The 25,968-nt window shown below is 44.5% G+C and carries 27 protein-coding genes and 1 other RNA gene; 14 read left to right on the top strand and 14 right to left on the bottom strand.

Going from position 1 to position 25,968, the window contains the following annotated elements:
• On the top strand, positions 1 to 310 hold a 310-nt coding region (locus AKG33_RS07340), incomplete at its 5' end, for a hypothetical protein (RefSeq protein ID WP_161802451.1).
• On the top strand, positions 307 to 723 hold the full coding sequence (locus tag AKG33_RS01230; RefSeq protein ID WP_050707839.1) for a hypothetical protein: 417 nt from the start codon (positions 307 to 309) through the stop codon (positions 721 to 723). The genes AKG33_RS07340 and AKG33_RS01230, both read left to right, overlap by 4 nt.
• Positions 724 to 832: 109 nt before the next feature.
• Here AKG33_RS01230 and AKG33_RS01225 read toward each other — a convergent pair whose 3' ends face one another.
• The 8 genes from AKG33_RS01225 to AKG33_RS01190 form a co-directional block, all read right to left on the bottom strand.
• Positions 833 to 1,018, bottom strand: a complete 186-nt coding sequence (locus AKG33_RS01225) for a hypothetical protein (protein WP_041729386.1) — start codon at positions 1,016 to 1,018, stop codon at positions 833 to 835.
• The gene (locus AKG33_RS01220) at positions 1,015 to 1,290 is read right to left on the bottom strand and encodes a lactate dehydrogenase (RefSeq protein WP_123962252.1); all 276 of its coding nucleotides are present in this window, start codon (positions 1,288 to 1,290) and stop codon (positions 1,015 to 1,017) included. Before AKG33_RS01220 ends, AKG33_RS01225 begins: the two co-directional genes overlap by 4 nt.
• Before the next feature lie 143 nt (positions 1,291 to 1,433).
• Positions 1,434 to 2,168, bottom strand: a complete 735-nt coding sequence (locus tag AKG33_RS01215) for an MIP/aquaporin family protein (RefSeq protein WP_050707838.1) — start codon at positions 2,166 to 2,168, stop codon at positions 1,434 to 1,436.
• Positions 2,169 to 2,172: 4 nt separating this feature from the next.
• Positions 2,173 to 3,666: a glycerol kinase GlpK gene (gene glpK / locus AKG33_RS01210; RefSeq protein ID WP_050707837.1), complete on the bottom strand. Its 1,494-nt coding sequence runs from the start codon at positions 3,664 to 3,666 to the stop codon at positions 2,173 to 2,175.
• Between the two features lie 33 nt (positions 3,667 to 3,699).
• Positions 3,700 to 5,259, bottom strand: a complete 1,560-nt coding sequence (locus tag AKG33_RS01205) for a glycerol-3-phosphate dehydrogenase/oxidase (RefSeq protein ID WP_050707836.1) — start codon at positions 5,257 to 5,259, stop codon at positions 3,700 to 3,702.
• Between the two features lie 144 nt (positions 5,260 to 5,403).
• A complete protein-coding gene (locus AKG33_RS01200) occupies positions 5,404 to 6,114 on the bottom strand; it encodes a UDP-2,3-diacylglucosamine diphosphatase (RefSeq protein WP_011927958.1) in 711 nt (236 codons plus the stop codon).
• Entirely contained in the window at positions 6,114 to 6,608 is a 495-nt protein-coding gene (locus tag AKG33_RS01195) for a peptidylprolyl isomerase (protein ID WP_011927957.1), read from the bottom strand. Before AKG33_RS01195 ends, AKG33_RS01200 begins: the two co-directional genes overlap by 1 nt.
• A gap of 18 nt (positions 6,609 to 6,626) precedes the next feature.
• A complete protein-coding gene (locus tag AKG33_RS01190; protein WP_041729383.1) occupies positions 6,627 to 7,193 on the bottom strand; it encodes a peptidylprolyl isomerase in 567 nt (188 codons plus the stop codon).
• A 149-nt stretch (positions 7,194 to 7,342) separates the two neighbouring features.
• On the opposite strand from AKG33_RS01190, the gene cysS reads away from it, so the two are divergent.
• Positions 7,343 to 8,713, top strand: coding sequence for a cysteine--tRNA ligase (gene cysS, locus AKG33_RS01185; RefSeq protein WP_011927955.1), 1,371 nt, complete (start codon positions 7,343 to 7,345; stop codon positions 8,711 to 8,713).
• Positions 8,714 to 8,723: 10 nt separating this feature from the next.
• Here cysS and purN read toward each other — a convergent pair whose 3' ends face one another.
• Positions 8,724 to 9,311 (bottom strand): phosphoribosylglycinamide formyltransferase, encoded by a 588-nt coding sequence (gene purN / locus AKG33_RS01180; RefSeq protein ID WP_011927954.1) that lies wholly within the window; start codon positions 9,309 to 9,311, stop codon positions 8,724 to 8,726.
• A gap of 125 nt (positions 9,312 to 9,436) precedes the next feature.
• Here purN and polA point away from each other — a divergent pair, with 125 nt between their 5' ends.
• The 6 genes from polA (at position 9,437) to AKG33_RS07335 (ending at position 16,399) form a co-directional block, all read left to right on the top strand.
• A complete protein-coding gene (gene polA / locus AKG33_RS01175; protein WP_011927953.1) occupies positions 9,437 to 12,142 on the top strand; it encodes a DNA polymerase I in 2,706 nt (901 codons plus the stop codon).
• Positions 12,143 to 12,224: 82 nt separating this feature from the next.
• A complete protein-coding gene (locus AKG33_RS01170) occupies positions 12,225 to 12,683 on the top strand; it encodes an FxsA family protein (RefSeq protein WP_041729382.1) in 459 nt (152 codons plus the stop codon).
• Positions 12,684 to 12,756: 73 nt separating this feature from the next.
• On the top strand, positions 12,757 to 13,500 hold the full coding sequence (locus AKG33_RS01165; RefSeq protein ID WP_041729380.1) for a YggS family pyridoxal phosphate-dependent enzyme: 744 nt from the start codon (positions 12,757 to 12,759) through the stop codon (positions 13,498 to 13,500).
• On the top strand, positions 13,500 to 14,987 hold the full coding sequence (locus tag AKG33_RS01160; protein WP_011927950.1) for a YifB family Mg chelatase-like AAA ATPase: 1,488 nt from the start codon (positions 13,500 to 13,502) through the stop codon (positions 14,985 to 14,987). The genes AKG33_RS01165 and AKG33_RS01160 overlap by 1 nt, the downstream gene beginning before the upstream one ends.
• A gap of 5 nt (positions 14,988 to 14,992) precedes the next feature.
• Complete coding sequence (recF, locus tag AKG33_RS01155; RefSeq protein ID WP_011927949.1) at positions 14,993 to 16,063, top strand: DNA replication/repair protein RecF; 1,071 nt, start codon at positions 14,993 to 14,995, stop codon at positions 16,061 to 16,063.
• A gap of 192 nt (positions 16,064 to 16,255) precedes the next feature.
• Positions 16,256 to 16,399, top strand: a complete 144-nt coding sequence (locus tag AKG33_RS07335; protein WP_161802450.1) for a hypothetical protein — start codon at positions 16,256 to 16,258, stop codon at positions 16,397 to 16,399.
• A 53-nt stretch (positions 16,400 to 16,452) separates the two neighbouring features.
• On the opposite strand, the gene pepT is transcribed toward AKG33_RS07335, so the two are convergent.
• Together pepT and AKG33_RS01140 are read right to left on the bottom strand one after the other, a co-directional pair.
• Positions 16,453 to 17,673, bottom strand: coding sequence for a peptidase T (pepT, locus tag AKG33_RS01145; protein WP_050707834.1), 1,221 nt, complete (start codon positions 17,671 to 17,673; stop codon positions 16,453 to 16,455).
• 11 nt (positions 17,674 to 17,684) lie between these two features.
• Positions 17,685 to 19,184, bottom strand: coding sequence for an AbgT family transporter (locus tag AKG33_RS01140; protein WP_050707833.1), 1,500 nt, complete (start codon positions 19,182 to 19,184; stop codon positions 17,685 to 17,687).
• A 202-nt stretch (positions 19,185 to 19,386) separates the two neighbouring features.
• Here AKG33_RS01140 and AKG33_RS07605 point away from each other — a divergent pair, with 202 nt between their 5' ends.
• Complete coding sequence (locus AKG33_RS07605; protein WP_200902128.1) at positions 19,387 to 19,638, top strand: helix-turn-helix domain-containing protein; 252 nt, start codon at positions 19,387 to 19,389, stop codon at positions 19,636 to 19,638.
• Between the two features lie 269 nt (positions 19,639 to 19,907).
• Here the strand turns inward: AKG33_RS07605 and AKG33_RS01135 are convergent, their stop codons facing one another.
• The 3 genes from AKG33_RS01135 to AKG33_RS01125 all read right to left on the bottom strand — a co-directional run bounded on the left by AKG33_RS01135 (position 19,908) and on the right by AKG33_RS01125 (position 22,721).
• Positions 19,908 to 20,441, bottom strand: coding sequence for an inorganic diphosphatase (locus AKG33_RS01135; RefSeq protein WP_011927946.1), 534 nt, complete (start codon positions 20,439 to 20,441; stop codon positions 19,908 to 19,910).
• 88 nt (positions 20,442 to 20,529) lie between these two features.
• Positions 20,530 to 21,276: an NAD(+) synthase gene (gene nadE / locus AKG33_RS01130; protein ID WP_011927945.1), complete on the bottom strand. Its 747-nt coding sequence runs from the start codon at positions 21,274 to 21,276 to the stop codon at positions 20,530 to 20,532.
• On the bottom strand, positions 21,273 to 22,721 hold the full coding sequence (locus AKG33_RS01125) for a nicotinate phosphoribosyltransferase (RefSeq protein WP_011927944.1): 1,449 nt from the start codon (positions 22,719 to 22,721) through the stop codon (positions 21,273 to 21,275). Before AKG33_RS01125 ends, nadE begins: the two co-directional genes overlap by 4 nt.
• A 174-nt stretch (positions 22,722 to 22,895) precedes the next feature.
• Between AKG33_RS01125 and AKG33_RS01120 the strand changes: the two genes are divergently transcribed.
• From AKG33_RS01120 to AKG33_RS01110, 4 genes are all read left to right on the top strand, one after another.
• Positions 22,896 to 23,657 carry an AIM24 family protein gene (locus AKG33_RS01120; RefSeq protein ID WP_011927943.1) on the top strand — a complete coding sequence of 254 codons (762 nt, stop codon included), beginning with the start codon at positions 22,896 to 22,898 and terminating at the stop codon, positions 23,655 to 23,657.
• Positions 23,658 to 23,695: 38 nt separating this feature from the next.
• Complete coding sequence (locus tag AKG33_RS07555) at positions 23,696 to 24,187, top strand: glycine zipper 2TM domain-containing protein (RefSeq protein WP_011927942.1); 492 nt, start codon at positions 23,696 to 23,698, stop codon at positions 24,185 to 24,187.
• A 48-nt stretch (positions 24,188 to 24,235) separates the two neighbouring features.
• Positions 24,236 to 24,587, top strand: a transfer-messenger RNA (tmRNA) gene (gene ssrA / locus AKG33_RS07130).
• A gap of 156 nt (positions 24,588 to 24,743) precedes the next feature.
• A complete protein-coding gene (locus AKG33_RS01110) occupies positions 24,744 to 25,955 on the top strand; it encodes a tyrosine-type recombinase/integrase (protein ID WP_050707832.1) in 1,212 nt (403 codons plus the stop codon).
• The last annotated feature ends 13 nt before the right edge of the window (positions 25,956 to 25,968 follow it).

Below are 25,968 nucleotides of genomic sequence, written 5' to 3'. Positions count from 1 at the left end.
GCTTGACCGCACGCGCGGCGAAAAAACGCGACCGCTCAATGACATCTTAAAAGAGCAAGGCGAAAAACCTGTATATAACGCGAGAGAAAAAGGACGCGCTGACCACTTTTTTAACCTATATTTTGGGAAAAATTACGGCAGCGATGACGAACCCAAACCACTCGAAATGATGACCATGGCTTACCAATATTTATTGGCCGGTTCTGCTTATAGAAGAGATGGCAAGAAATGGAGAGTTTATCATTTGCATCACAAAGACCCTGAAGTGTTATACTTGGCATTAGGCTTATTATTGAGGTATCAGCCATGAAATATGAATTTACATTATTGGGCTTACCAGCTTCTCTGGATACCGATAAGGGTATTTTTACCTACGAAGATGAAGAGATAAAAAAAATTCTTGATGAAGTCATTGCTGAAATAAAGCCTTGGGGGTGCTGGGGCGGCGACATTTACGTTAGTGTCGATATCACTGCCCCCTACCGCGATATTTATCAGTTTACTGCCTGTTTATACTCAGCCATGGTTGGTGGCGACTTGCCGAAAATTAAAAGCATTGATACAGACAAATATTTCCCCAAAGAGCTTTATCCTTATGCGCCTTGCCTTGCCGGCTTATGCGAAGACATACCGCCGATTAATGTCTTCTTGGGCACCAAAGAAGAGTTTGAAGCCTACGGCGACAAATTAGAAGAAATGGAAAAATTCGGCGTTGTCTTCTAGCCATTAACCCTATTTATTCCCCCCAGCAGCCAGCTTTAAGCTGGCTTTTTTATTGCCCTCGCTTTGAGGGTTTTTTATTTTAAGGAGCCAAAATGACTGAAACGATTCCTTATTTTTCATCAAAATGCTTGCGTAGTAGATCGCGCACTAATTTTGAAAACTCACTGCGCGGTAGAGCCTCTACCTTTGCGATTAAATCAGCGTCATTTTTAGTATGGAAGTTAACTGCTTTTATCGTGCACGCACGGCAAATATAGTTGCGTGCATGTTCTAATTGTTTTTTTGATGTTTTCATTTTATTTTCTCGCATTTTTTTCGTTGCATTGTTTCGTAAAATCCCCACGCGATACAGCGCTCGAAACGCTCGAAATTTGCAAGGTCAATATTGCTAATCAGCGGATTAATCATTAAAACAGCGATAAATGGATTCTCCGGCGATACACCTTCGCCTTCAACTATTGCCCAACACTCTTTCGCAGTTTGGCTATATAAACAAACTGTAAAACGAATAACGTTATCAGAATATACTGCATCTCTTTTCCGCATACTTATCATAAAGTCAGCCATTTTGTTATAGCTTTTTATCAGATAGCACGAGTAATCATCATAAATATTAACAGTTTCACCGTTTCTAAGCCATCAACGCAATACACAACCCACAAAAAAAGGAACGGTTTCCCGTTCCTTTTTTCATCATTCATTAATAAATATCAGCCCAAAATCAAATAAGCGCCCGCCGCCAAAACGCCGCCAATCATTGGCGCGCATAATGGAATCCAGCCATAAGCCCAATCCGGACTGGTTTTTAGCGATTTGCTCAACAAAGTTAATGCCAAACGTGGCGCTGTATCACGAGCAGGATTGATGGCATAACCCGTTGTGCCGCCCAAACTCAAACCAATCACCCAAACCACAATTGCTACCGGCAAAGCACCAATTGACCCCAAACCAATAGGCACGGCAGTTGCTTCTGCGGGATTTAATTGCGCACCCGCCAAATAAAACACGGCAAAAACCAAAACAAAAGTGCCCACAATTTCGCTGATAACATTATGATGATAATGGCGAATTTCTGACTCCGTGCAAAAACATGCCCGTCTTAACGCCGCATCTTCTGTAATCTTAAAATGATCGATATAGACGATATACATTAAAAATGCGCCCAAAAAACCGCCGATCATTTGCGCAACGATATAAGGAATCACATTTGTCCAAGCAAATTTTCCACCCACGGCAAGTCCCAACGTCACCGCTGGATTTAAATGCGCACCGGAAGGTTGTGCAACCACAACGCCTATAAAAACTGCAAACGCCCAAGCAGTCGTAATAACAATCCAGCCACCTTGATAACCTTTTGTTTTCTTTAATAAACAATTGGCAACAACGCCATCACCTAATAATACCAATAAAAAAGTGCCGACCAATTCGCTCATAAAGGGACTCATAAACTTACTCCTCAATCCAATGTTGCGCCGCTTTGACGGCTTTATTCCAATAACGCAAAATATGCGCCACTTTTTCGGGCGGCATTTTCGGCGAAAATGTGCGATCTTGCTGCCATTGTTGGGCAATTTCATCAGTATTTTGCCAAAAACCAATTGCCAAACCCGCTAAATAAGCCGCGCCCAAAGCCGTTGTTTCCAATACTTTTGGACGCACAATATCAAATTGGAAAATATCCGATTGAATTTGCATTAATAAATTACTCGCGCTTGCACCGCCGTCCACGCGAAACTCTTTTGTCGCCTCGCCCACATCTTTTTCCATCGCGCGCACAATATCGTGTACTTGTAAAGCAATGCCTTCCAGCGTCGCGCGGGCAATATGCGCATCAGTGGTGCCGCGCGTAATGCCGATAATCGTGCCGCGGGCGTATTGATCCCAATAAGGCGCGCCCATGCCCGTCATACACGGAACAAAATAAACGCCGCCGTTATCTTCAACCGTATCTGCCAAACTATTAATCGCATCAGCGGTGCGAATAATCCGCAAACCATCGCGCACCCATTGAATCACCGCGCCGCCCACAAAAACGCCGCCTTCCAAAGCATAAGTGACTTTATCGCCGATTTTCCACGCCACCGTTGATAACAAATTATTATTAGATGTGACGATTTTATCGCCGGTATTCATCAATAAAAAACAACCCGTGCCGTACGTGTTTTTCATCATGCCTTTTTTGGTACACATTTGACCAAATAACGCCGCTTGTTGGTCGCCCGCAATTCCAGCAATCGGCACTTTACCGCCTTGAATATAGCGGCTATCAACGTAACCATAAATCTCGCTAGAGGATTTCACTTCCGGCAAAATCGCTTTTGGAATATTAAATAACGCGAGCAATTCATCGTCCCATTGCATCGTATGAATATTAAATAACATCGTCCGGCTGGCGTTACTGGGATCGGTAACGTGCACTTTGCCTTCGGTTAAACACCAAATCAGCCATGTATCCACCGTTCCAAATGCTAAATCGCCTTTTTCGGCAAGTTCGCGCGCGCCGGAAACGTTTTCCAAAATCCAATGAATTTTACTGGCAGAAAAATAAGCATCGATAATTAAACCGGTTTTTTGCCGAATCATGGCGCCGTATTCTTCTTTTAACGTGTCACAATAACGCACGGTGCGGCGGTCTTGCCAAACGATGGCTTGATAAACTGGTTCGCCCGTTTTCCGATTCCATAGCATCGTGGTTTCGCGCTGATTGGTAATGCCGATGGCGGCAATATCGTGTTCACGAATGCGCGCTTTAGCAATCGCTTCCTGCATTACGGATAATTGCGTACTCCAAATTGCATCAGGGCTGTGTTCCACCCAGCCAAGTTGCGGAAAATGCTGCGGAAAATCTTTTTGAGAAATATTGATGACTTCTCCTTGGTGGTTAAAAATAATCGCGCGAGAAGAGGTCGTTCCTTGATCTAAGGCAATAATGTACTTTGCCATGTTCGCTCCTACTTTGTTGTGGTTAGTTTTTGATTACAAATGATACTGCGCTGCTTTGGCAGTAAAATTGTTCAATTCTGTTTGCAAACGTTCATCGTCCCATTGCAAACGTTTTGCCATAAACCGCGCCACTTTTTCCGCCGATTGTGCGGCAGCGCGGGCATCTAAAAATAATAAACGAATACGTCTGGCTAAAATATCCTCCAAAGTCAACGCGCTTTCGTGATCAATTGCCCAAGCAACTTGCGCCAAAAGATAAGGATAATCAGGGTGAATTTTTTCTGCTAAAGCCGCATCATCGGCGCTGTATTTTTGTAATGCTGCAGTATCGCTGCCGTAAACGCTTAAAAAAGAATCGCTTAATGAAGATTCTTGATAACCGTGCAATTTGAGCGCCACTGTTTGGCAGGCTTTTTTCGGCAATAAATTGGCTTTCATTGCGGCGTCAATCGTATCTTCTGCCATTTGGCGATACGTCGTCCATTTGCCGCCGATAATATGCACCAATCCCGAATCGCTGATATGAACTTTATGACTGCGCGAAACTTCCTTCGTTGCTTTGCCTTCTTTTTTCGGCGCTGCCAGCGGACGCAATCCCACAAAAACGCTTTTTACATCTGCCCGCGTTGGCGCGCGTTTAAAATAATCTCGAGCGGTTTCTAAAATAAACTGAATTTCTTGATCCAATGGTTTAGGATCATAACTAACTGAATTAACGAGCGTATCGGTTGTTCCCACCACCAATTTATCATGCCACGGCACCGCAAAAAGAACGCGTCCATCGCTGGTTTTCGGCACCATTAACGCATCATCGCTGGCTAATAAATCGCGGTCAAAAACCAAATGAATTCCCTGACTGGGCACAATGCGCGGTTTACTGTCGGGCTCGTCCATCGCCACAATTTCATTGGCAAAAACGCCCGTGGCATTAATCACCGCGCGCGCTGAAATCTGGTAAGACTGTTGAGAAAACGCATCTTGCGCCACCACGCCATCAACTTTACCCGCGTCGTTTTTATGTAATGCCACAACAGGGCAATAATTGAGCACGGTCGCGCCGTGGTCAACGGCAGATTGCGCCAACGTTACTGCTAAACGCGCGTCATCAAATTGCCCGTCGTAATAACATACACCGGCGCGGATTTTTTCTGCTTTAATGCCGGCGAGTCGTTTTTGCGTTTCCGTTTTAGATAAATAACGGGTTGCGCCGATGCTTAATTTTCCGGAAAGTCGATCGTATAACCATAAACCAAAAGTGTAATAAGGTGCTGTCCAAAAATATTCACCAGGAATGATAAACGATTGAATTTTAAATAAATGCGGGGCGTTTTTTGCCAAACGCCCGCGTTCTCTTAACGCTTCGCGCACCAAAGCAACATCGCCTTGCGCTAAATAACGCACGCCACCGTGCACCAATTTTGTGGAACGACTAGAAGTTCCTTGGGCAAAATCCTTAGCTTCGAGCAATAAAGTAGAAAAACCGCGGGTAATCGCATCGAGTGCAATGCCTAATCCCGTTGCGCCGCCGCCGATGACGACAACGTCCCAACACTTTGCCTGTGATAACTGACAAAGCGCATTTACTCTGTTCATGGAAGACTCCAACATTAATAAAAATTAAAATGTATCACTGACTTATTATGGACTCAAGGCAATAAAACCGATAAACGCCGATAACAGTTTCCCCAAAATCGCGGTAATTACCGTATTCATGTGTAACGCTGAAATTTTTTCACGCTAAACATGAAAAATCGTTAATTGACGCGCTTGGTTCCATTGCAGAATTTCGCCGTGCGGACGCCAATTGCCCAACACAATGCGTTGTTTTCCCGCCGCTAAATCATGTACTGCCGGACGATGAGTGTGCCCGTGAATCAAAACATCGGCGCCGTAACGCTGCATTAAAAGCTGCACCGTATCGGCGTTAACGTCCATAATTTGAGGCGATTTTTGCGCCGTTTTGCGCTGGCTTTTTTGCCGCAAAAAACGTCCCACAAAAACGCTGATAAAAATCGGTAATTTATCCACGCAATGAATCAGCAAAGCGCTGCGCAAAATGCGCCGCAAACGTTGGTAAGCTTTATCATCGCTGCATAATAAATCGCCGTGTTCTAATAAAATCTGCTTTTCGCGATAATCAAAAAGGTAACGGTCGGGCAATAAAACCATGCCGCTTGCCGCTAAAAAGCGTTTACCTAATAAAAAATCACGATTTCCGCGTTGAAAAAAAACGGGACAATATCGAGTAAGCGCGCGCAATTGCGCGGCAATTTCCCAAGCAAACGCATCTGCCGCCCGATCGCCGCACCATAAATCGAATAAATCGCCCAAAATAAAAACCGCCTCTGGCGGTTGCGCGCAAAACGCGGCGAGTGTTTTTAAAAACGCTTCAGTAATCGCCGGCGCCCGCGCGCTCAAATGAACATCAGAAAGAAAAACAATCGCCATTATGCGATGAGTTCAGCCCGTTCAATAATGATTTCTTCTGTGGGCACGTCATCATAAAAACCCATGCGTCCGGTTTTTGTTTTGGCAATAGCATCAACCACTTCCATGCCGGAAACCACTTTCCCAAATACGGCATAACCCCAACCGTGCGCATTTTTGCCGGTGTGATTTAAAAAATCGTTATCAACAAGATTGATGAAGAATTGAGCGCTGGCAGAATGCGGATTGGCAGTGCGCGCCATCGCAATCGTACCACGGAGATTTTGTAAACCATTATCAGCTTCATTTTCAATGGGTTCGCGGGTCTTTTTTTCTTTAAGTCCAGCGGTCATACCGCCGCCTTGAATCATAAAACCCGCAATTACGCGGTGAAAAATAGTGCCGTCATAAAAACCTTCGGTGACGTATTGTTGGAAGTTCGCTGCCGTTTTTGGCGCTTTTTCGTGATCCAATTCAATATCAATTGTGCCTTTATTAGTATGTAAACGAATCATGAGGTTATCCTTTTGAAATTAATTTTTTGCATTGGGCGCATCAATAATGCGTACTTTTTCAATTAAAACCGGTGATTGCGGAACATCTTGTTCAAAAATACCGCCGGCGCCGGTGGGCATTTGCGCGATTTTATCGACAACGTCCATGCCTTTTTTTACTGCGCCAAAAACGGTATAACCATATTTATCCGCGCCGTTAGGATTGAGCGCATCATTATCAACCACATTAATAAAAAACTGCGCGGTGGCAGAATGCGGATCATTGGTGCGCGCCATCGCAATCGTTGCCCGTTGATTTTTCAAACCATTTTGCGATTCGCTGGCAATGGGGCTGCGCGTGGGTTTTTGTTGAAAATCTGCCGTAAATCCACCGCCTTGAATCATAAAACCTGCAATCACGCGGTGAAAAATGGTGCCGTCGTAAAAACCTGAATTAACATATTTTATAAAATTATCAACGGTTTCCGGCGCGCGCACTTCGTCCAATTCAATAACAATTTCCCCATAATTGGTATTCATGGAAATCCACGGCGCCGCTGATGCCGTTGCCGCCGACAGCAGCATTGCTAAAAAGATTTTTCGCATATCCGTCCTTTGTTTGTCAGAAGCGGACAATTATACTACCGGCTTTATCGTGGATAACAAATTCGCGCAGTTTTCATCAAAAAACGTCTAAAAATGTTTTAATAACAACGAGAAACCATCTATATTTATTCAATTTTGAGGATTTTCCCATGAGCGCATTGCATCTTTATAACAGCCTTTCACGGCAAAAAGAACCTTTTCACCCGATTACGCCCAATCACGTCATGATGTACGTTTGCGGCATGACGGTATACGATTTTTGCCATATTGGACACGCGCGCGTGATGGTCGTTTTTGATACCATCGCTCGCCATTTGCGCGCTAGCGGTTATCAATTAACTTATGTGCGCAATATTACCGATATCGACGATAAAATCATTCGCCGCGCGGCAGAAAATAATGAGCCCATTCAAGCGTTAACGCAGCGCTTTATTAATGCCATGCATGAAGATGAAGCCGCGTTGGGTTGTTTGCCGCCCAGCATTGAGCCGAAAGCAACCGAATATGTTGCGGAAATGATCGCAATGATCGGCGAACTGATTGCCCAAAATCATGCTTACATTGCCGATAACGGCGACGTTTATTACTCGGTACGCAGTTTTGATGAATACGGCAAACTCGCTAACCGTCGTTTAGAAGATTTGCGCGCCGGCGAACGCATTGCCATTAATGAAGCCAAAAATGATCCGTTAGATTTTGTGTTGTGGAAAAAAGCGAAAACGGGCGAACCGAGTTGGGAAAGTCCTTGGGGCGCGGGGCGTCCGGGTTGGCATATTGAATGTTCGGTGATGAGCCGGCATCAATTGGGCGATCATTTTGATATTCACGGCGGCGGCATGGATTTAAAATTTCCGCATCATGAATGCGAAATCGCGCAAAGTGAGCCCGTTTGCGGCGGAAAACACGTGAATTATTGGTTGCATAACGGTTTTATCAATATCGATAACGAAAAAATGAGTAAATCATTGGGCAATTTTTTCACCGTGCGCGACGTGTTAAAAAACTATGCTGGTGAAGTGATTCGCTTTTTTATGTTGCAAAGCCATTATCGTGGTCCCGTCAATTATAGCGATGCGGCGCTGGAAGAAGCCAAACGCGGTTTGCAACGGCTTTATACCGCTTTAGAAACCGCGCCCACAACGGGCGGCGCCATTTTATTGCCGTATCAAGAAAGATTTGTCGCCGCGATGGACGATGATTTTAATACGCCGCAAGCCATCGCCGTATTATTCGAATTAGCCAAAATGCTTAATAAAGCCGCAGCGGCGGAAGCGGCTGATATTGCTTTCACTTTGCGCACTTTAGCCGCGCGTTTGGGATTATTAACCGGCGATGCAAAAACGTTATTCCAGCAAAAAGGCGCTTTATCCGCGGCAGAAATTGAAGCAGAAATTGCCCGCCGACAAGCGGCAAAAGCGGCGAAAGATTATGCCACCGCTGATTCTATTCGTGAAAAACTTTCCGCGCTCGGCATTGAATTAAAAGATTCAGCAACGGGAACGCAGTGGTATTATCGTTAACTTATTGAAATTATTGATGATGAGACGGCGGCAATAGTGCGAATAAGCGCGCGATAGTCGCCGGCAATAATTGATGTTCATAAGCTAAAATGCGTTGTTGCAATTGTTCCGGTGTATCGTCGGGGAAAACGCTGACGCGGTTTTGCGCTAAAATCGCGCCTCCGTCAATTTCTTGATTGACCCAATGCACGGTACAACCGCTTTCTCGTTCGCCTGCTGCAATCACGGCTTGATGCACTTTTAAACCATACATACCCGCACCACCGAATTTCGGCAATAACGACGGGTGAATATTGATTATGCGCGGAAAATGGTGCAACAACGAAGGTGGAATAATGCTTAAAAAACCCGCTAATACGATTAATTCCGTCTCCGGTGGCACAGTGGCAATGAGTTGTTCGGCAAAAGTGGTTTTATCTAAAGTGCGATCAACGAGATGAAAAGGAATTTGAGCGGCGATGGCATGTTGTTTTCCAGCGCAGGTACGATCGGCAATCACGCTATTGATGCGAATATTCCATTGATAACAGCTGATTGCGGCAATCAGCGCAGCTAAATTTGAACCGCCACCCGAAATTAAAACGCAAATTTGATGCATGATCTTCCCCAAATATGAAGCAAAACGCGGATTTTACCGCATTTTGGGCGATGCCAAAGTTTGCTTGATACACTAAACGCTTTCGGCAAATTGCCGGCATTAATTGGATTATTTTGGGATCATTTATGCTAGATAGTAATCGTTTAGTCGTTCTCGTTGACGGCTCCTCTTATTTATTTCGTGCTTTTTATGCATTACCGCCACTGACTACGCAAAAGGGTCACCCCACCGGCGCGATGCACGGCGTGATTAAAATGCTGATGCGGTTGTATGACGATTATCAACCTAATTATTTTGCGGTGGTTTTTGATGCTGCCGGCAAAACGTTTCGCCACCAAATTTATCCAGACTATAAAGCCAATCGTCCGCCGATGCCGGAAGATCTTGCCGTGCAAATTCAACCGTTACATCAATTAATTACCGCTTTGGGTTTTCCGTTGATTATGGAATCGGGCGTGGAAGCTGATGACGTTATCGGAACGCTGGCGCGGCAAGCTTTGGCAGAAGATTATCAAGTGATTATTTCTTCCGGCGATAAAGATATGACGCAATTACTCACGCACGCCGATATCACGTTATTAGATACAATGAAAAATGAAACGATCACCGCTTCTGATGTAGCAAAACGTTTTAAAATCGAACAATTAACCGCCGCACAAGTGATTGATTTTTTAGCATTAGTTGGCGATAAATCCGATAATATCCCTGGCGTGGAAAAAGTTGGGGCAAAAACGGCAGAAAAATGGTTGGCAACTTATGGATCGCTCGATGCGATTATTGAAAATGCGGACAAAATCCGCGGCAAAGTCGGCGATAATCTTCGCGCGGGTTTGGCGCAATTAAAATGTTCACAACAACTTGCCACCATTAATCAAACATTGGATTTGCCATATCGCATTGCTGATTTAGCGCGCGGCGCTGAAAATCCGCATAAATTGGCAGCGTTGTGCGCGCAATATGAATTAAACGATATTCAAAACCGTTATTTGAAAACGACCGCCGTCGCCGCGCCAAAAGCGCCGGAAAAATTGCATTATCATTTAATTCAAACGATTGCCGAATGCAACGCGTTATGCGAAAAATTGGCGCAAAAATCGGCATTTGTTTTTGATGTTGAAACCGATTCGCTCAATTATATGCAGGCGCATTGGGTGGGGATTAGTTTTGCCGTGGAGGCGGGCGAGGCGTGGTATTTGCCGCTCGTGCATCAAAATGGCATCAATCTTCCTTTTGCGGAAACGCTTGCCGCGCTGAAAAATTTATTTGAAAACGCTTCCATTCGTAAAATCGGGCAACATCTCAAATTTGACCGCCACATTTTGGCGCGTTACGGCATTTCGTTAAACGGCGTAATTGATGACACCATGCTGATGAGTTACTGCTATAACAGCACAGCGACGCGTCACAATATGGACGATTTAGCCGATTTTTATCTCAATAAGCAAACCATTCGTTTTGAAGACATTGCCGGCAGCGGTGCTAAACAACGTCGTTTTGATGAAATTGATTTGGAAACGGCGATGCAATACGCCTGCGAAGATGCCGATATTACGTTGCAGTTGTATCAGTTTTTTCAACAAAAATTGGCAAGCGAACCCACGTTACAAGCGCTTTATGAAAATGTTGAACGACCGCTAGCGGAAATTTTATGGGCAATGGAACATCAAGGCGTGAAAATCGCCGGCGATAAACTCGCTGTGCAATCGCAGGAACTTGCTGCACAGTTAAAAACGTTGCAAAAACAGGCGTATCAATTAGCCGGCGGCGTGTTTAATCTCGATTCACCCAAACAATTGCAAGAAATTTTATTTGAACGGCTGGCTTTGCCTGTCATTCATAAAACGCCGACCGGTCAAGCAAGCACCAATGAAGAAGTGTTACAAAAACTTGCGGAACTGCGGCAATCGGCGTTGCCAGAAATTATTTTGAACTATCGCGCGCTCGGTAAACTCAAATCGACGTATACCGATAAATTGCCCGAACTCATCGATCCCGATAGTAAACGCGTTCACACCAGTTATCATCAAGCGGTGACCAGCACGGGGCGGTTATCGTCTTCTGATCCGAATTTGCAAAATATTCCGATCCGCAGCGATGAAGGGCGCCGCATTCGTCAAGCATTTATCGCGGAAGAAGGGTATAGCATTCTCGCCGCGGATTATTCGCAAATTGAGCTGCGCATTATGGCGCATTTATCGCAAGATGAACGGCTGCAGCGCGCGTTTCAATTGCAGCAAGATATTCATACCGCGACCGCCGCTGAATTATTTTCTGTGGCGCCGGAAGCCGTTGACCGCAATCAGCGCCGCGATGCCAAAGCAATTAATTTTGGATTGATTTACGGCATGAGCGCATTTGGTTTAGCGCGGCAATTAAATATCAGTCGCACACAAGCCGCGGAATATATTGATAAATATTTTCATCGTTATCCGCAGGTGCTCGCTTATATGGACAGCGCACGACAAACCGCGCAGCAACAAGGTTATGTCAGCACGCTTTTGGGACGGCGTCTTTATATTCCTGATATTCATAATAAAAATATGCAGCGCCGGCGCGCGGCAGAACGGCTCGCTATTAATGCGCCGATGCAAGGCAGCGCCGCCGATATTATTAAATTAGCGATGGTGCAGTTTTGGCAAACGTACGGCGCGCAAAAAGAATGCCGTTTATTAATGCAGGTGCACGATGAATTGGTTTTTGAAGTGGCAACGGCAGCGCTCGATATTTGGCAGCCGCGGATTACGCACATTATGGAACACGCGTTACCGTTAAGCGTGCCGCTTATTGTGGATTGCGGCGTCAGCAAAGATTGGGACGGCGCGCATCAATAAATCGGCGGTATTTTGGGAAAGAGTATTGATTTTTCTATCAATGCGCCCATCAATAACATCACTGTTTTATGGAGAAAGATTTATGCCCCTATTTTTTATTTTTTGGTTGGTTTTGGAAATTGTGGTGCTGGTCAGCGTTGCCGATGCTTTGGGCGCGTTTATGACGTTACTATTACTCATTTTTGCCATGATTTTGGGGAGCCGCTTGATTCGTCATCAACATTATTTTTTCGCCCAACATATGCAAACGCCGCAAGCAGATTTATCTGTTTTGCAAGAAGGTATGTATCGCCTGCTGGCAGGATTTTTATTGATCGTTCCGGGGTTTATCAGCGATATTTTAGCGATTTGTTTACTATTGCCAGCGTTACGGCGGTTTTGCGGTCATTCTTTATTGCGCGCGTTTAAACCTGATATCGTTGCGCGGCGATTTGGTTGGCGTGATATGCCGGAAAACACTTATGAATTCACCGGCAACGTGCAGGCGCGGCGCGAAGATGGCAGCGTAATTGAAGCGGAATTGATGGATAAAGATCGCTAATGGCGGCGCGGCGGATTTTGTGATGAACGCCGATGCTATAATCCCGATTCCTTATTTGAATAATCGAGTATATATGACGACACCAACTTATCCTCAAGCAGAAACCGCCGCTGCGATTGCAGCAAATTTAGCTGAAATTCGTCAACGCATTGTGCGCGCGGCAGAAGAATGTCAACGCGATCCCAATAGCATTCGCCTGTTGCCGGTGAGTAAAACCGTTAACGCGCAACGTTTGCGTTTGGCACACAGCTGCGGTATGACGATTTTGGGCGAAAATAAAGTTCAAGAAGCCTACGACAAATGGCAAGAACTGCAAGATACGGATTTAAAATGGGCAATTATCGGGCATTTGCAAACCAATAAAGCCAAATATGTCGCCCGTTTTGCCAGCGAATTTCAAGCGCTGGATAGTTTAAAAATTGCCGAAGAACTCGATAAACGTTTGCAGCAAGAAAATCGTCAATTAGATGTTTTTATTCAAGTGAATACGTCCAACGAACCGCAAAAATACGGCATTTCGCCTGAAAATGCAGAAGATTTTGTGCGTCAACTGGAAGCGTTTCGCAGTTTACGGCTGCGCGGTTTGATGACTTTGGCGATTTTTTCCAGCGATAAAGACACCGTTCGCCAATGTTTTATTCGTCTGCGGCAACTGCGCGATCAACTGCAACAAATTAATCCCGATATTGCCGAATTATCAATGGGCATGTCGGGCGATTTTGAATTAGCAATTGCCGAGGGCGCAACCACTGTGCGCGTCGGGCAAGCTCTTTTTGGCGCACGCCAACAACCTGATAGTTATTACTGGCCCAACTAATGGCGCTGGCAACCGTTTATTCTCGGGCACCATTGGCAATGAAAGCGCCGCTGGTACGCGTTGAAATTGATTTATCGGCAGGATTGCCGGCGATGACGTTGGTCGGTTTGCCGGAAAAAGCGGTTAAAGAAAGTAAAGATCGCGTACGCGCTGCCATCATCAATAGCGGTTTTTCCTTTCCACAAAAACGCATCACCATTAATCTCGCGCCTGCCGATTTGCCCAAAGACGGCGCGCAATATGATCTTGCTATTGCGTTAGGTATTCTCGCCGCTTCCGGACAAATTCCAGCGCATGCTTTGCAAAAAACGGAATGGTACGGCGAATTAGCGCTTTCCGGCGCAGTGCGCGCGGTGCGCGCGATTTTGCCGTGTGCATTAGCGGCAGCAGCAGACGGTCATCAGATTATCGTGCCTCAAGAAAATGCGGCGGAAGCGGCGTTAATTGCCGTTGAAAATGTGCGCAGCGCGGTGAGTTTGGCTGATATTGTTGCGATTTTGCAGCAACGCCATTCATGGCAACCGATTATGGCGACGCTTCCAACGTTACCGCATTATCCGGATTTTGCTGATGTGGTCGGACATCATCAAGCTAAACGCGCTTTATTAATTGCCGCGGCAGGCGGTCATCATGTTTTAATGAGCGGGTCGCCGGGAACGGGAAAATCTATGTTGGCGCAACGATTTGTCGGTATTTTGCCGGCGATGACGCGTCAAGAAGCGATTGAAAGCGCGGCGATTCTTTCGTTAAGTCAACATGGTTTTAATGTTGAACATTGGCGACAACGTCCTTTTCGTGCGCCGCACCACAGCAGTTCTGCCACGGCTTTAGTCGGCGGCGGTTCTTTGCCCAAACCGGGGGAGATTTCTTTGGCGCATCACGGCGTTTTATTTTTAGATGAGTTGCCGGAATTTAACCGTCACGTTTTAGAAATGCTGCGTGAACCGTTAGAAAACGGTCATATCAGTATTTCGCGCGCGGCGATGAAATGCGATTTTCCCGCGCGATTTCAATTAATTGCGGCGATGAATCCTTGCCCCTGCGGTTATTATGGCGACGCCGAACATCATTGCACGGATACGCCGGAACAAATTGCGCGTTATCGGCAAAAAATCAGCGGGCCGTTGCTCGATCGGATTGATATTCATCTGACGGTGGCGCGGTTGACGCCCAAAGAATTGCGCGCGCAGCATCACGATGGCGATAACACGGCAACGCTGCGAGCGCAAGCCAGTGCGGCATTTGAACGACAAATTGCGCGGCAGGGAAAAATCAATGCGCTTTTGAGTAGCCGCGAATTGGATCTTTATTTTCACCCCGAAAAAAGCGTTTTAACGCTGCTCGATCAGGCGGCAGAAAAAATGGGGTTATCGATGCGCGGTTATCATCGTGTTTTAAAAGTGGCGCGTACGATTGCCGATTTGGCAGAGAGTGATGCCGTTTTGCCGGCGCACGCGGCAGAAGCGCTGCAATATCGTGTTCATTGAGTGTTATGCGTATTGATTCTTTGCAAACGCAGCATTTCCGCCATTTAAAATCCGCCGCGGCGCTCGCTTTTCACCCCAAACTCAATATTATCAGCGGCAAAACCGGCAGCGGTAAAACGGCGTTATTAGAAGCTTTATATTGTTTGGGACGCGGAAAATCGTTTCGCACGGCGCAAGTGCGCCACATGATTGCTTATCAACAATCCTATTTTCGATTGATTGCCGAATTATCCGATCAAGATGGCAATTATTTTTTGGGTATGGAACGCCGCGCGCGCGGTTATCGGGTGCGTTTAGATGGTCAAACGTTAAACGGTTTATCGGCGCTTGCCGCGCTTTTACCGGTGCATATTGTATATGCCGATCATTTTTCATTGCTTACTGCCGCGCCTCAAGAACGGCGGCGGTTTTTAGATTATGGTTTGTTTTTTGATGATGCCGCATTTTTGCCGTTGTGGCAGCGTTATCAATACGCTTTAAAAGGGCGTAATCGTGCATTGATGGAAGGTTGGCAGGATCACTATATCCGCAGTTGGCACCCACTTTTGGCAGAAACGGCAGAAAAAATTGATATTTTGCGGCGCGATTATTTGAAACGGTTAGAAAATCGGCTTAATCAATATCACGCGCATTTAGGCGGTTTGCAAACGCTACGCATTCGTTATGACCGCGGCTGGCATGGAGATTTACGGCAAACGCTCGACGAAAATTTAGCCCGCGATCAGCAAATTAAATATACCCGTGACGGTATTCACCGCGCGGATTGGCGGTTATTTTGTGAGGATTACGATATTGCGCATACGTTTTCACGCGGGCAACAAAAAACTGTTTTATGCGCTTTGATTTTGTCGCAGGCAGATGAAATCCGCGCGCGCAGTAAAAAAGTACCCGTGATTTTGGTTGACGATATTACTGCCGAATTGGATATTGAACGGCAACAATTATTGTTGCGCTTTTTACAGGCGAGCGAGGCGCAATTATTTATTACCGCGCTTGAGGCAAAGTTACTGGCAATTTCGGATTCGGATTGTGAACAGTTTTATTTAGATCGCGGGCACATTCAGCAAATTTCATAATCGCTAAAGTTTTTCCGCGCATAAAAAAACCGAATTTCATCAATTCGGTTTTGAGTTTTTAGGCTTGATCTTTCCGCGGATTTGATGATGTGTTTATCGCCCCAGTGGTCTACTTTTGTAGAATTGGTTTTTTTGAGTGCTTTGTAGTGATTGAAATGGAATTCGATTTTTTTACTAAATTATCTGATCAAGATGGCTATTATTTTTTGGGTATGGAACGACGCATGCAGTTATCAATTGCGTTTAAAGGGTCAAATGTTAAACGGTTTATCGGCGCTTGCCGTGCTTTTACCAGTGCATATTGTAATGCTGATCATTTTTCACTATCAACGGTGAAAAAAAACAATACCGCGCTCTCGGTGAAGAAAGCGCGGTGCTTAAATTGACGATTATTTCGCGGCAAGTTCGATAAGTTTTAGCGTGATTTGGCAAGATTTTTCAAATGCACTGAGCGGTAAAAACTCAAAGTTAGAGTGGAAATTATGCGCCCCTGTAAAGTAGTTTGGCGTGGTAATACCTTTCGCAGATAACGCTGCACCGTCTGTACCGCCGCGCATCGGTAGAATTTTCTTCTCCACGCCCACCGCATCAAACGCGTTAAACAATAAATCAATGGAACGGCGGTCTTCGGTTAACGTATTGGCAATATTGCCGTAAATATCGGTGATTTGGCAGCTGAGTTTTGCTGTTGGATAGCGCAATTGAATTTGCGCCACTGCGTGTTCAATGAATTGTTTGCGTGATTCAAAGCTCGTTTTATCAAAATCGCGAATCGAAATATGCATTTTCGCTTGACTTTGATCAGCTTCGATACTATCAATCCACCAGTAGCCGAGTTTTTTATCGGTGCATTCGGGGGTTTGTTCGCGGTCGAATAAGCTGATGAGGTCGTGCACCACGAGAATCGGGTTTACCAAAATGCCTTTTGCCGACATCGGGTGCGCACTCACACCTTGAATGAAAATTTCAGCGGAGGCGGCGTTGAAGTTTTCATAAACGATTTCGCCGCATTCGCAACAATCAATGGTATAAGCAAAATCGGGCTTAAATTTTGTTAAATCTAAATGTTTAGCGCCGCGTAAGCCGATTTCTTCATCTGGCACGAAGGCGATGTAAATATCGCCTGTGCTGCGGTTTTCTGTCTTGATGATGGATAGCGCGGTCATGATGTTGGCAATTGCGGCTTTATTATCTGCGCCCAAAACGCTTGTGCCATCGCTGAAGATGATATCTTGATTGCGGTAGGTGGCGATTTCGGGGTGTTCGCTGACGCGTAGCCAGATATTTTTCTCAGCATTGAGCGCTAAATCTTCACCGCTAAATTTGAGAATTTGCGGTTTGATGTTAGGCGAAAGCGAAACATCTACCGTATCTAAATGCGCGACAAAGCCAATCGGGGTTGCGTTTGGATTTGTGCCTTGCCAACGTGCGGTAACGTTGGCGTATTGATCGATTTCTATCTCTTTTAATCCGAGTTCATTTAACTCTTGTGCTAATAATTTTGCTAAATCCCATTGTCCAGACGTACTTGGCACGTCAGGCACATTGGGATTACTTTGACTTGTTACCGCTAAATAACGGAAAAAACGTTCAATTAATTGTTGTTGCATTTTTTTCTCCTTTAAGCGCGTGGATAAACGTAGCCACTATCAAAACCGAGTGGGAAGCCAATCCACCAAAAGACGTATAACACGATGGTTAAAACGATGAATAAACCGATGGTGTAGGGAATCATCATTGAGCAAAGTGTACCGATACCCGTGTTTTTGCAGTAGCGTTGGCAATAGGAGATAAGCAGCGGATAGAAGGCAAACATCGGTGTGGAGACGTTCATCACTGCATCGCTGATGCGAAATGCCGCTTGCGTTAATTCAGGAGAGATGTTCACCGACATGAGCATTGGCACGAGAATCGCGGATAAAATCGCCCATTTTGAGGTGGCTGAAGTGATGATGATATTGAGGAATAAAGTTAGCACCAATACGCCGAAAATGGTAATGCCTGATGGCATTTGTAGCGATTTTAAAAATTCTGCGCCAGATAAGGCGATGAGTGTGCCGATGCCAGAGCGATTGAATGAATAGAGGAATTGTGCGCAAAAGAAAGAGAAGACGATGAACGGAATCAGTGCATAGGTGATTTTTTCCATCGATTTCGTTACTTGCCGTGTAGTAGTGAATTTTTTCGACAGGATGCCGTGTACTAATGAAGGAATGGCAAAGAAGAGGAATAAGAGTGGCACGATCATTTGCATGACGGGTGCTTGTGGGCTAGTTAATGATCCATCGGGGGCGCGTAATAAAGATTTTTCAGGAAAGGCGAGGAGAAATAAGCCGACTGCCATCGCGATGAAAACCCAAGAGGCGCAGCGAAAGGCTTTTAAGTCAATTGCAGACGGTGGACTGATTTCGGTGTGTTCCGCTTCGAGGTCACTGTCTAACGGCATAATGCGTTTTAAGCGTGGATCGATAATTTTATCGGTGATGTACCAGCAAGTGCCGATAACGAAGACGGTGCTGGTTAAGCTTAAGAAGTAGTTGCATAACACGTTCACTTCATAGCTGGGGTCGATGATTTGAGCTGCGCTTTGCGTGAAGCCTTGCATGATGGGGTCGATGAGCGATGGTGTGAAGCTCGCGGAGAAACCGCCTGATAAACCTGCAAATGAGGCGGCAATCCCAGCGAGTGGGTGTTTGCCGACAGAGTAGAAAACGAGCGCGGAAACCGGCATTAAAATCACATAAGCCGAATCGGAAACGATGTGTGATAACACGGCAACGGTGATCACCGCAGGCGTTACGATGGATTTGGGAATCATGCTTAATGCACGACTCAATCCCACGTTAATAAATCCGCTTGCTTCCGCAATTCCAATCCCGAAGGTGGCAACGATGGTGATGCCAAGCGGTGGGAAGTTGATGAAGTTTTTTGTTAACGAGATGAAAAAGGTAATGATTTCGGTGGGTTGAAAGAGGTTGATGATGGCTAGTTTTTCTTGAGTAACAGGGTGAATGTAGTCAAAAGAAAGATAAGACATCAGCCACGATAAAATCCAACAAATCACTAAGGCATAAATAAATAGCATTGTAATATCAGGCAGTTTATTGCCAATATATTCAATCCGTTGTAGTCAATCGCGTTTGGGTTGAGGGGAATTATTTTCAGTTGTCATCATGGTATCTCCTTTTTTGATAATGCAATCTGCAACGCAAGTGAGGATTGCGATGCAAATTGTCCTTAAAAAATAGATCATTATAAGAATAGTATTGCACAAAATTTCTTTTGTGCACACGTTTCGACAATATGTCAGCACAAATAACCAGATGAACACGAAGATACTCAAAGCCTTCGAACTTGGACTGATGTCAAACAGCGAGAAAATCCGCAAACTGAAACGGTTTTATGGCTATTTGTGTTTCGTGTTCAATCATGTGTTGGTGTATCAACATGAACAATATCAACAAGATAATTCATTCAAATTCGGCAACTCTAAATCGCTAACTTGTTACCTGAATGAAAAGGTGAGTTTGTTTGGATCAAAGACTCCCACAGCCAAGTTTTGCAACAAAGTTTGAAAGACTTAAAAAGCGTATTCAAAAACTTCCTCGCTAAACACGCCGTCAAAAAGAAAGACGAAAAAGATAGTTTCCACTCTTCACAAGACTGCAAATTGGAACAGCCAAGCAGTCGTATCTATTTGCCTAAAACTGGTTGGGTGCGCTATCGCAATAATCGTAACCTTTCAGGCTGCAGAAACTTGTGAGTGGCCTAATACCGTTTACAAATGCCGCAGGATCCCCTGCATTTATGCAGGGGAGGATGTCAATAATTCGGTTTTGTGTTTTTAGGCTTGATCTTTCCAACGCTGTTGCGCAGATTTGATGATGTGTTTGGCTTCGCGTACATCACCCCAGTGGTCTACTTTTGTGGAATTGGGTTTTTTGAGTGCTTTGTAGTGATTGAAATGGAATTCGATTTGTTTTACTAATTGCGCCGGCAAATCAGCTAAGGTTTGAATACCGTCACCGCGATGACGATCGTCAGCAGGAACAACGACGATTTTATCGTCTACTTCGCCATCATCAATAAAGTTCATCACACCAATAATGCGCGCTTGCAAATAAATACCAGTGGGCAGCGGATTATCCGTAATAATTAAAGCATCGAGTTCATCGCCGTCTTCATCTAAGGTTTGCGGAATAAAGCCGTAGTTAGTGGGTTTGGCGAAAATCATCGGTTCAACGCGATCAAGCATCATCACGCCTAATTGCCGTTGCCATTCAATTTTATGATTGGAACCTGCCGGAATTTCCACAACAACGTTAATTACGCCGCCGTCAACATCGCCAGCGTCTAAAATTTGATTAAAATCAGCCATATTTTTATCCTTTTATCAAGTTAACGAAAACCATCATTAAAAAAATAACGATGGTTTATTTTCAAAAACTGCGTTTAAAATCGCGCGGTTACGCCAAAGATAATCCGATTTCCGGCATCGGCGGCAACATTCTTTTATGATGCGAGCGTTGATGCCAATAAGCAATTTTTTCTCTGACGGCATCATCAACGGTTTTACCGCACAAAAAAGCATCTAAATCCGCGTACGATACGCCGATTTCGTTTTCATCGGTTTGCCCTTGCCACAAGCCTGCGCTCGGCGCTTTTTCTCGGATTTTTTTCGGAACGCCTAACGCTTTTGCCAATTGTCCTACTTCTGATTTTGTCAGTTTTGCCAGCGGCAAAATATCGCAGGCGCCGTCGCCAAATTTTGTAAAGTAACCTAAATAATATTCCACCGCGTTATCCGTTCCCACGACCACCGAACGATGACTTTGCGCCACGGTATAAAGCATAACCATACGCAGCCGCGCCATTAAATTGCCGTTTAATACGGGCATACGTTCATAATCGCGATTTAAAACAGGCGCCAAGGTGTTTTGTGCGGCGGTATAAACATCATCGAGCGCGATAATATTGCCGGAAATATTAGCATTTTTTAACACTAATTCGGCATCTTCACAATCGTTCGCGTTCGCATTGATCGGCAAAACTAACGCTTGCACGGGTTTTCCCGTTTTGGCGAGTAAATGCAGACAAACGGCGGAATCGATGCCGCCGCTGACGCCCAACGTATAACCATCTGATGCATAAAGATGAGCGCGCTGCTCTTCTAACCACACGAGTAAATAATCGATGTATTGATGAACGGTCATTGCAAAGGCTCCTGATTGCATTGTTCATAATCGGTAATCATTTTTTGCTTTAACGACCACAGCGGATTAGAAAAGTCCACATAATAACCGTGCGGATTATCCAAACGTTTGATTTCCGCCCACAATGAAGCCAATTCATCGTTAACGCGTTTTCGAATGGTAGTCAACGATTCTGCTGGTGCCGTTTTGGTGCCGTTTTGCCAGACTAAATTGAGCATGGATTTGGCGTGAAATGTGGATAAATGTTTTTGTTTCCAAGGGTGATCGGGATCAAATAGTAAATACGGCGCAACGGGTGCCGGCTCGTTGCGCAAAGTCACTAAATCGGCTACAGCATGTTGTTCATCATACAATCGATAAACTTGCTTAAATGCGGGTGTAGTCGTTTTCATCATGTTTTCGCTTAATTTAATTTTAGGTAACACGATTTCCTGCGATTTTTCTAAAGCCGCAATTTTATAAACGCCGCCAAAAATCGGTTCACTACGCGCGGTAATTAAGCGTTCACCGATGCCAAAAGCATCAATAGCAGCACCTTGATTGAGTAATGATTGGATGACGTGCTCATCAAGCGCGTTGGAGACGGTAATCTGCGTTTGAGTTAATCCCTCTGCATCGAGCATTTGCCGTGCGCGATTGCTTAAATACGCCAAATCGCCGCTATCAATACGAATGCCTTTTAAATAAGCGCCGCGCGGTGCAAGAATTTCTCGATGTACACGAATAGCGTTGGGAATGCCGCTTTTTAGGGTGTTATACGTATCAACAAGTAATACGGTATTGTGTGGATAATTTTCTGCGTACGCGGCAAAAGCGCGGTATTCATCATCAAAACTTTGCACATAAGAATGCGCCATGGTGCCAACGGCAGGAATGCCAAGCATTTGTTCGGCTTCAGTATTTGCTGTTGCCGCGATGCCGCCAATATATGCCGCGCGGGCGCCATATAATGCCGCATCAATGCCGTGCGCGCGGCGTGAACCGAATTCAAAAATCGGTTTTCCCTGCGCTTGTAAACACATTCTGGCGGCTTTGGTGGCAATTAAAGATTGATGGTTGAGCGTAAGCAGCAGCATGGTTTCTAATAATTGACATTCAATCAATGGCGCGCGGACGCTGACGATGGGTTCATTGGGGAAAATCGCGGAACCTTCTGGAAAAGCGTAAATTTCTCCTTGAAAACGAAAGTTTTTTAAATAATCGAGAAATCCAGCGGAAAATACGCCTTTTTTGTTTAAAAATTCAATATCATCAGCGTCAAAACGCCAAGTTTCGATAAACGACAAAAGCGTTTCTAATCCGGCAAAAATGGCATAGCCACCGGAATCGGGAATTTGCCGGAAATAGTAATCAAACACTGCCCATTCTTTGCTTTTTCCGTGTTCAAAAAAGCTGTTTGCCATGGTTAATTCGTAATAATCCATTAAAAGTGCGTGTTTTGACATAATCTTTCCTCGGCTTTAAAAACGTTATCTTGACATAGTTCAGCGGTTTTTGGGGTGGTTTTACTGATGATGACTTTTAATAAAAGCGGTTAGACGCTCACTATCTCAAGGCGTTATTCAATAAAATGCTTATTTTTAAACCGATGGCTTGAGTAACCATCAAAAGGAGTTTTTATGTATCAAATCAGTAACTTTTTAAATAACGACGATATCGTGATTAAAAGCGAAAAAGGTCCGTTTAAAGTCATTGAATATAAAAGAGATTTAAGCGTGATGCCACAGGAAGCGGTGATTGCGTTTTTTTCCAGCAAAATGAATATCCGCAAAAGACAACTTTATGTGGAAATGGACGATAGCCGCGTGACGCTACAAGCCGGCGCGATGCAATGGACTTTGGGCGCTATCGATGCCGTCACCGGCATTACCGGCGTCGGCGATTTATTCAGTAAAGCGATAAAAAGTCAATTGACGAAAGAATCTGTCATTAAACCCGAATACGCCGGCAGCGGGATTTTAGTGACCGAACCCACGTATAAACATTTAATTATTTCCAGTTTGGACGAATGGAATGGTTCCGTTGTTTTAGATGATGGATTATTTTTCGCCTGCGATGCGCGCATTAAACAAGGCGTTGTGATGCGGAGCAATTTATCATCGGTGGCGTTGGGTAATGAAGGTTTATTTAATCTTGCTTTAACCGGAAATGATGAATGTTTTGTGGTGGAAAGTCCGGTGCCGCGAGAGGAGTTAATCGAAGTCGATTTGCAAAATGATCAAATTAAAATCGATGGCGCGCTAGCAATTGCGTGGTCTTCAACTTTAAAATTTACCGTTGAACGCGCGGGCAAAACTTTATTGGGATCAGCGGCTTCCGGCGAGGGTTTGGTCAACGTTTATAAAGGAACGGGAAAAATTTGGATGACGCCGGTTTGTTAATTTAAAATTTTATTAAAATTAATCATGAGGAACTGTATATGAAAAAAATCGTAACGCATCTTTTGTTGGCAACGAGTTTGGCGCTGACTGGTTGCCAAAGCGGCAATGTGATGGATTTAAATAGCGTGCAATCAATTCAACGTAATGTTACAACCGAACAGCAAGTGCGCATGATGTTTGGCGAACCGGCTGCCGTTTCCGTAAACGCTCAATCCGGCACGAAAACATTAACTTATTTATATAACAATAATGATCATTTGAAAAAAACAGCGACCGGAATTTTAGGCGCAGTTGCCGGCGGTGTGCTCGGTCATCAAATTGGGGGCGGTTATGGTCAATCGCTGGCAACGGGTGTGGGCGCAGTTGCGGGCGGTGCTTTAGCAGAAAATGCAACGGTAACCCGCGAGGATAATCGGCGTTTAGATGTGATGGTTTCTTTGGCAACGGGCGTGGTGCTCGATTATCGTTATAGTGAAGATAAATCACGCACACAACCGTGGCGCCCGAGTTCTGGTCCTGCCGCTTTATAAAAAAGCAGACTTTTTTGTGGTGTTTTTGTATAATTACGCCCTCACTTCGGGGGCGTTCTTGGATTCGACGGGGATTGCGAGGCTCGAGGTGCATGTCGAGAATGAGAGAATCTCGTTAAATACTTTCAAAACTTATAGTTGCAAACGACGACAACTACGCTTTAGCGGCTTAATTCCCGCTTTCGCTTACCTAGATTTGTCTGTGGGTTTACCGTAAGCGACATTAACACAGAATCGCTGGTTAACGCGTCCGCTGTTAATCGGTTAAATTAAGCGGAATCGCTTGTAAAATGCCTGAGCGTTGGCTGTTTATGAGTTAAACCTAATTAACTGCTCTAAACATGTAGTACCAAAAGTTAAGGATTCGCGGACGGGGGTTCAAATCCCCCCGCCTCCACCATTTATGATTATCACGACTATCCACAAACTACTAAAAATCTTTTTCAATCAACAATAAATCAAGATTTAAGCATCCACAAATAACCGCAATAGTTCAGGTGATACCAAGATTTTTGTAGTACTATTTGTAGTACAAAAATATTCTGTAGTGCAAAATATGGCGTTAACTGAAATTCAATGTCGCAATGCGGCTGTTCCAGAAAAAGGGGCAAAAAAATATTTTGATGGCGGGGGACTCTGTTTATTAGTTACGGCAAAAGGTCAAAAATATTGGCGACTTTTTTACCGTATGCCCCATACTCAAAAACAGCAATCTGTATCGTTCGGTGTATACCCAAAGGTGTCGTTGAAACAAGCTCGACAACGGCGAGATGAAATCAAACTCATTATTGCTAAAGGTATTAACCCTCAACAAGCTGCTAAACAATTACGTGAAGAAAAAGCTATTACCTTAAAAAATACATTTGAAAGCACTGCGAGAGCTTGTATAGAAAATATATCTGTTGTTAAACAATGGAGTGAACGGCATAAAAAATCGACGTTAAGTCGCTTGGTAAAATATGTTTTCCCACGATTGGGTGAAAAACCAGTTGTAGAAATTGAACCATTGCAAATATTGACGATTCTTCAAGAGATGCAGAGTGTGGGCAAAATAGAGTCGTCACATAAGCTGCTCTCTTCAATCACACAAGTATTCAATTATGCGATGATAACTAATCGTGCTTGTCGCTATAACCCCGCAGCAGAACTCTCTAAATTAATTAAACCGTCAAAAAACATACCTTATCGACATATCACTGATCCAATAGAAATTGGCAAACTTCTGATTGCATTAGATGAATATGCTGGTACACCGCAGGGAAGAAATTTAGCTCGTCTTCATCCGCTTATATTCATTAGACCCAGTGAAATAAGGTTGATGAAATGGTCAGAAATTAACTTCGAAGAAAAATTGTGGCAAAGAATGCCAACACATAAACGTAAGAAGAATGTCAATGCGGTGCCGTTTTCTAATCAAGCATGGGAAATGATTAGGGAGCTTCACACAATCACATGTAGAACAGAATATGTTTTTTGTAATTTACATACAGGAAAACCATATAGTGATGGCGCAGAACGTAAGGTACTGAAAAGAATTGGTTACCTTGACAAGATAGTGCCACACGGTTGGCGTCATACTGCTTCAACTTTACTCCATAATCAGAATTATCAAAGTATTTGGGTAGAAAAGCAGCTTGGTCATAGCGATAAAAATCAAATCCGTGGTACTTACAATCATGCAGATTATTTGGAACAAAGACGAAAAATGTTACAAGAATGGGCTGATTATTTAGATATGCTTCGTGAGAATGTATCACATTATTACTAATAGTTGTTGGGAA

Origin of the sequence: Dichelobacter nodosus (genome assembly GCF_001263335.1) — a bacterium.
In the GTDB taxonomy this organism is placed as follows: Bacteria; Pseudomonadota; Gammaproteobacteria; order Cardiobacteriales; family Cardiobacteriaceae; genus Dichelobacter; species Dichelobacter nodosus.
This window is presented reverse-complemented; position numbering and strand designations above follow the sequence as displayed.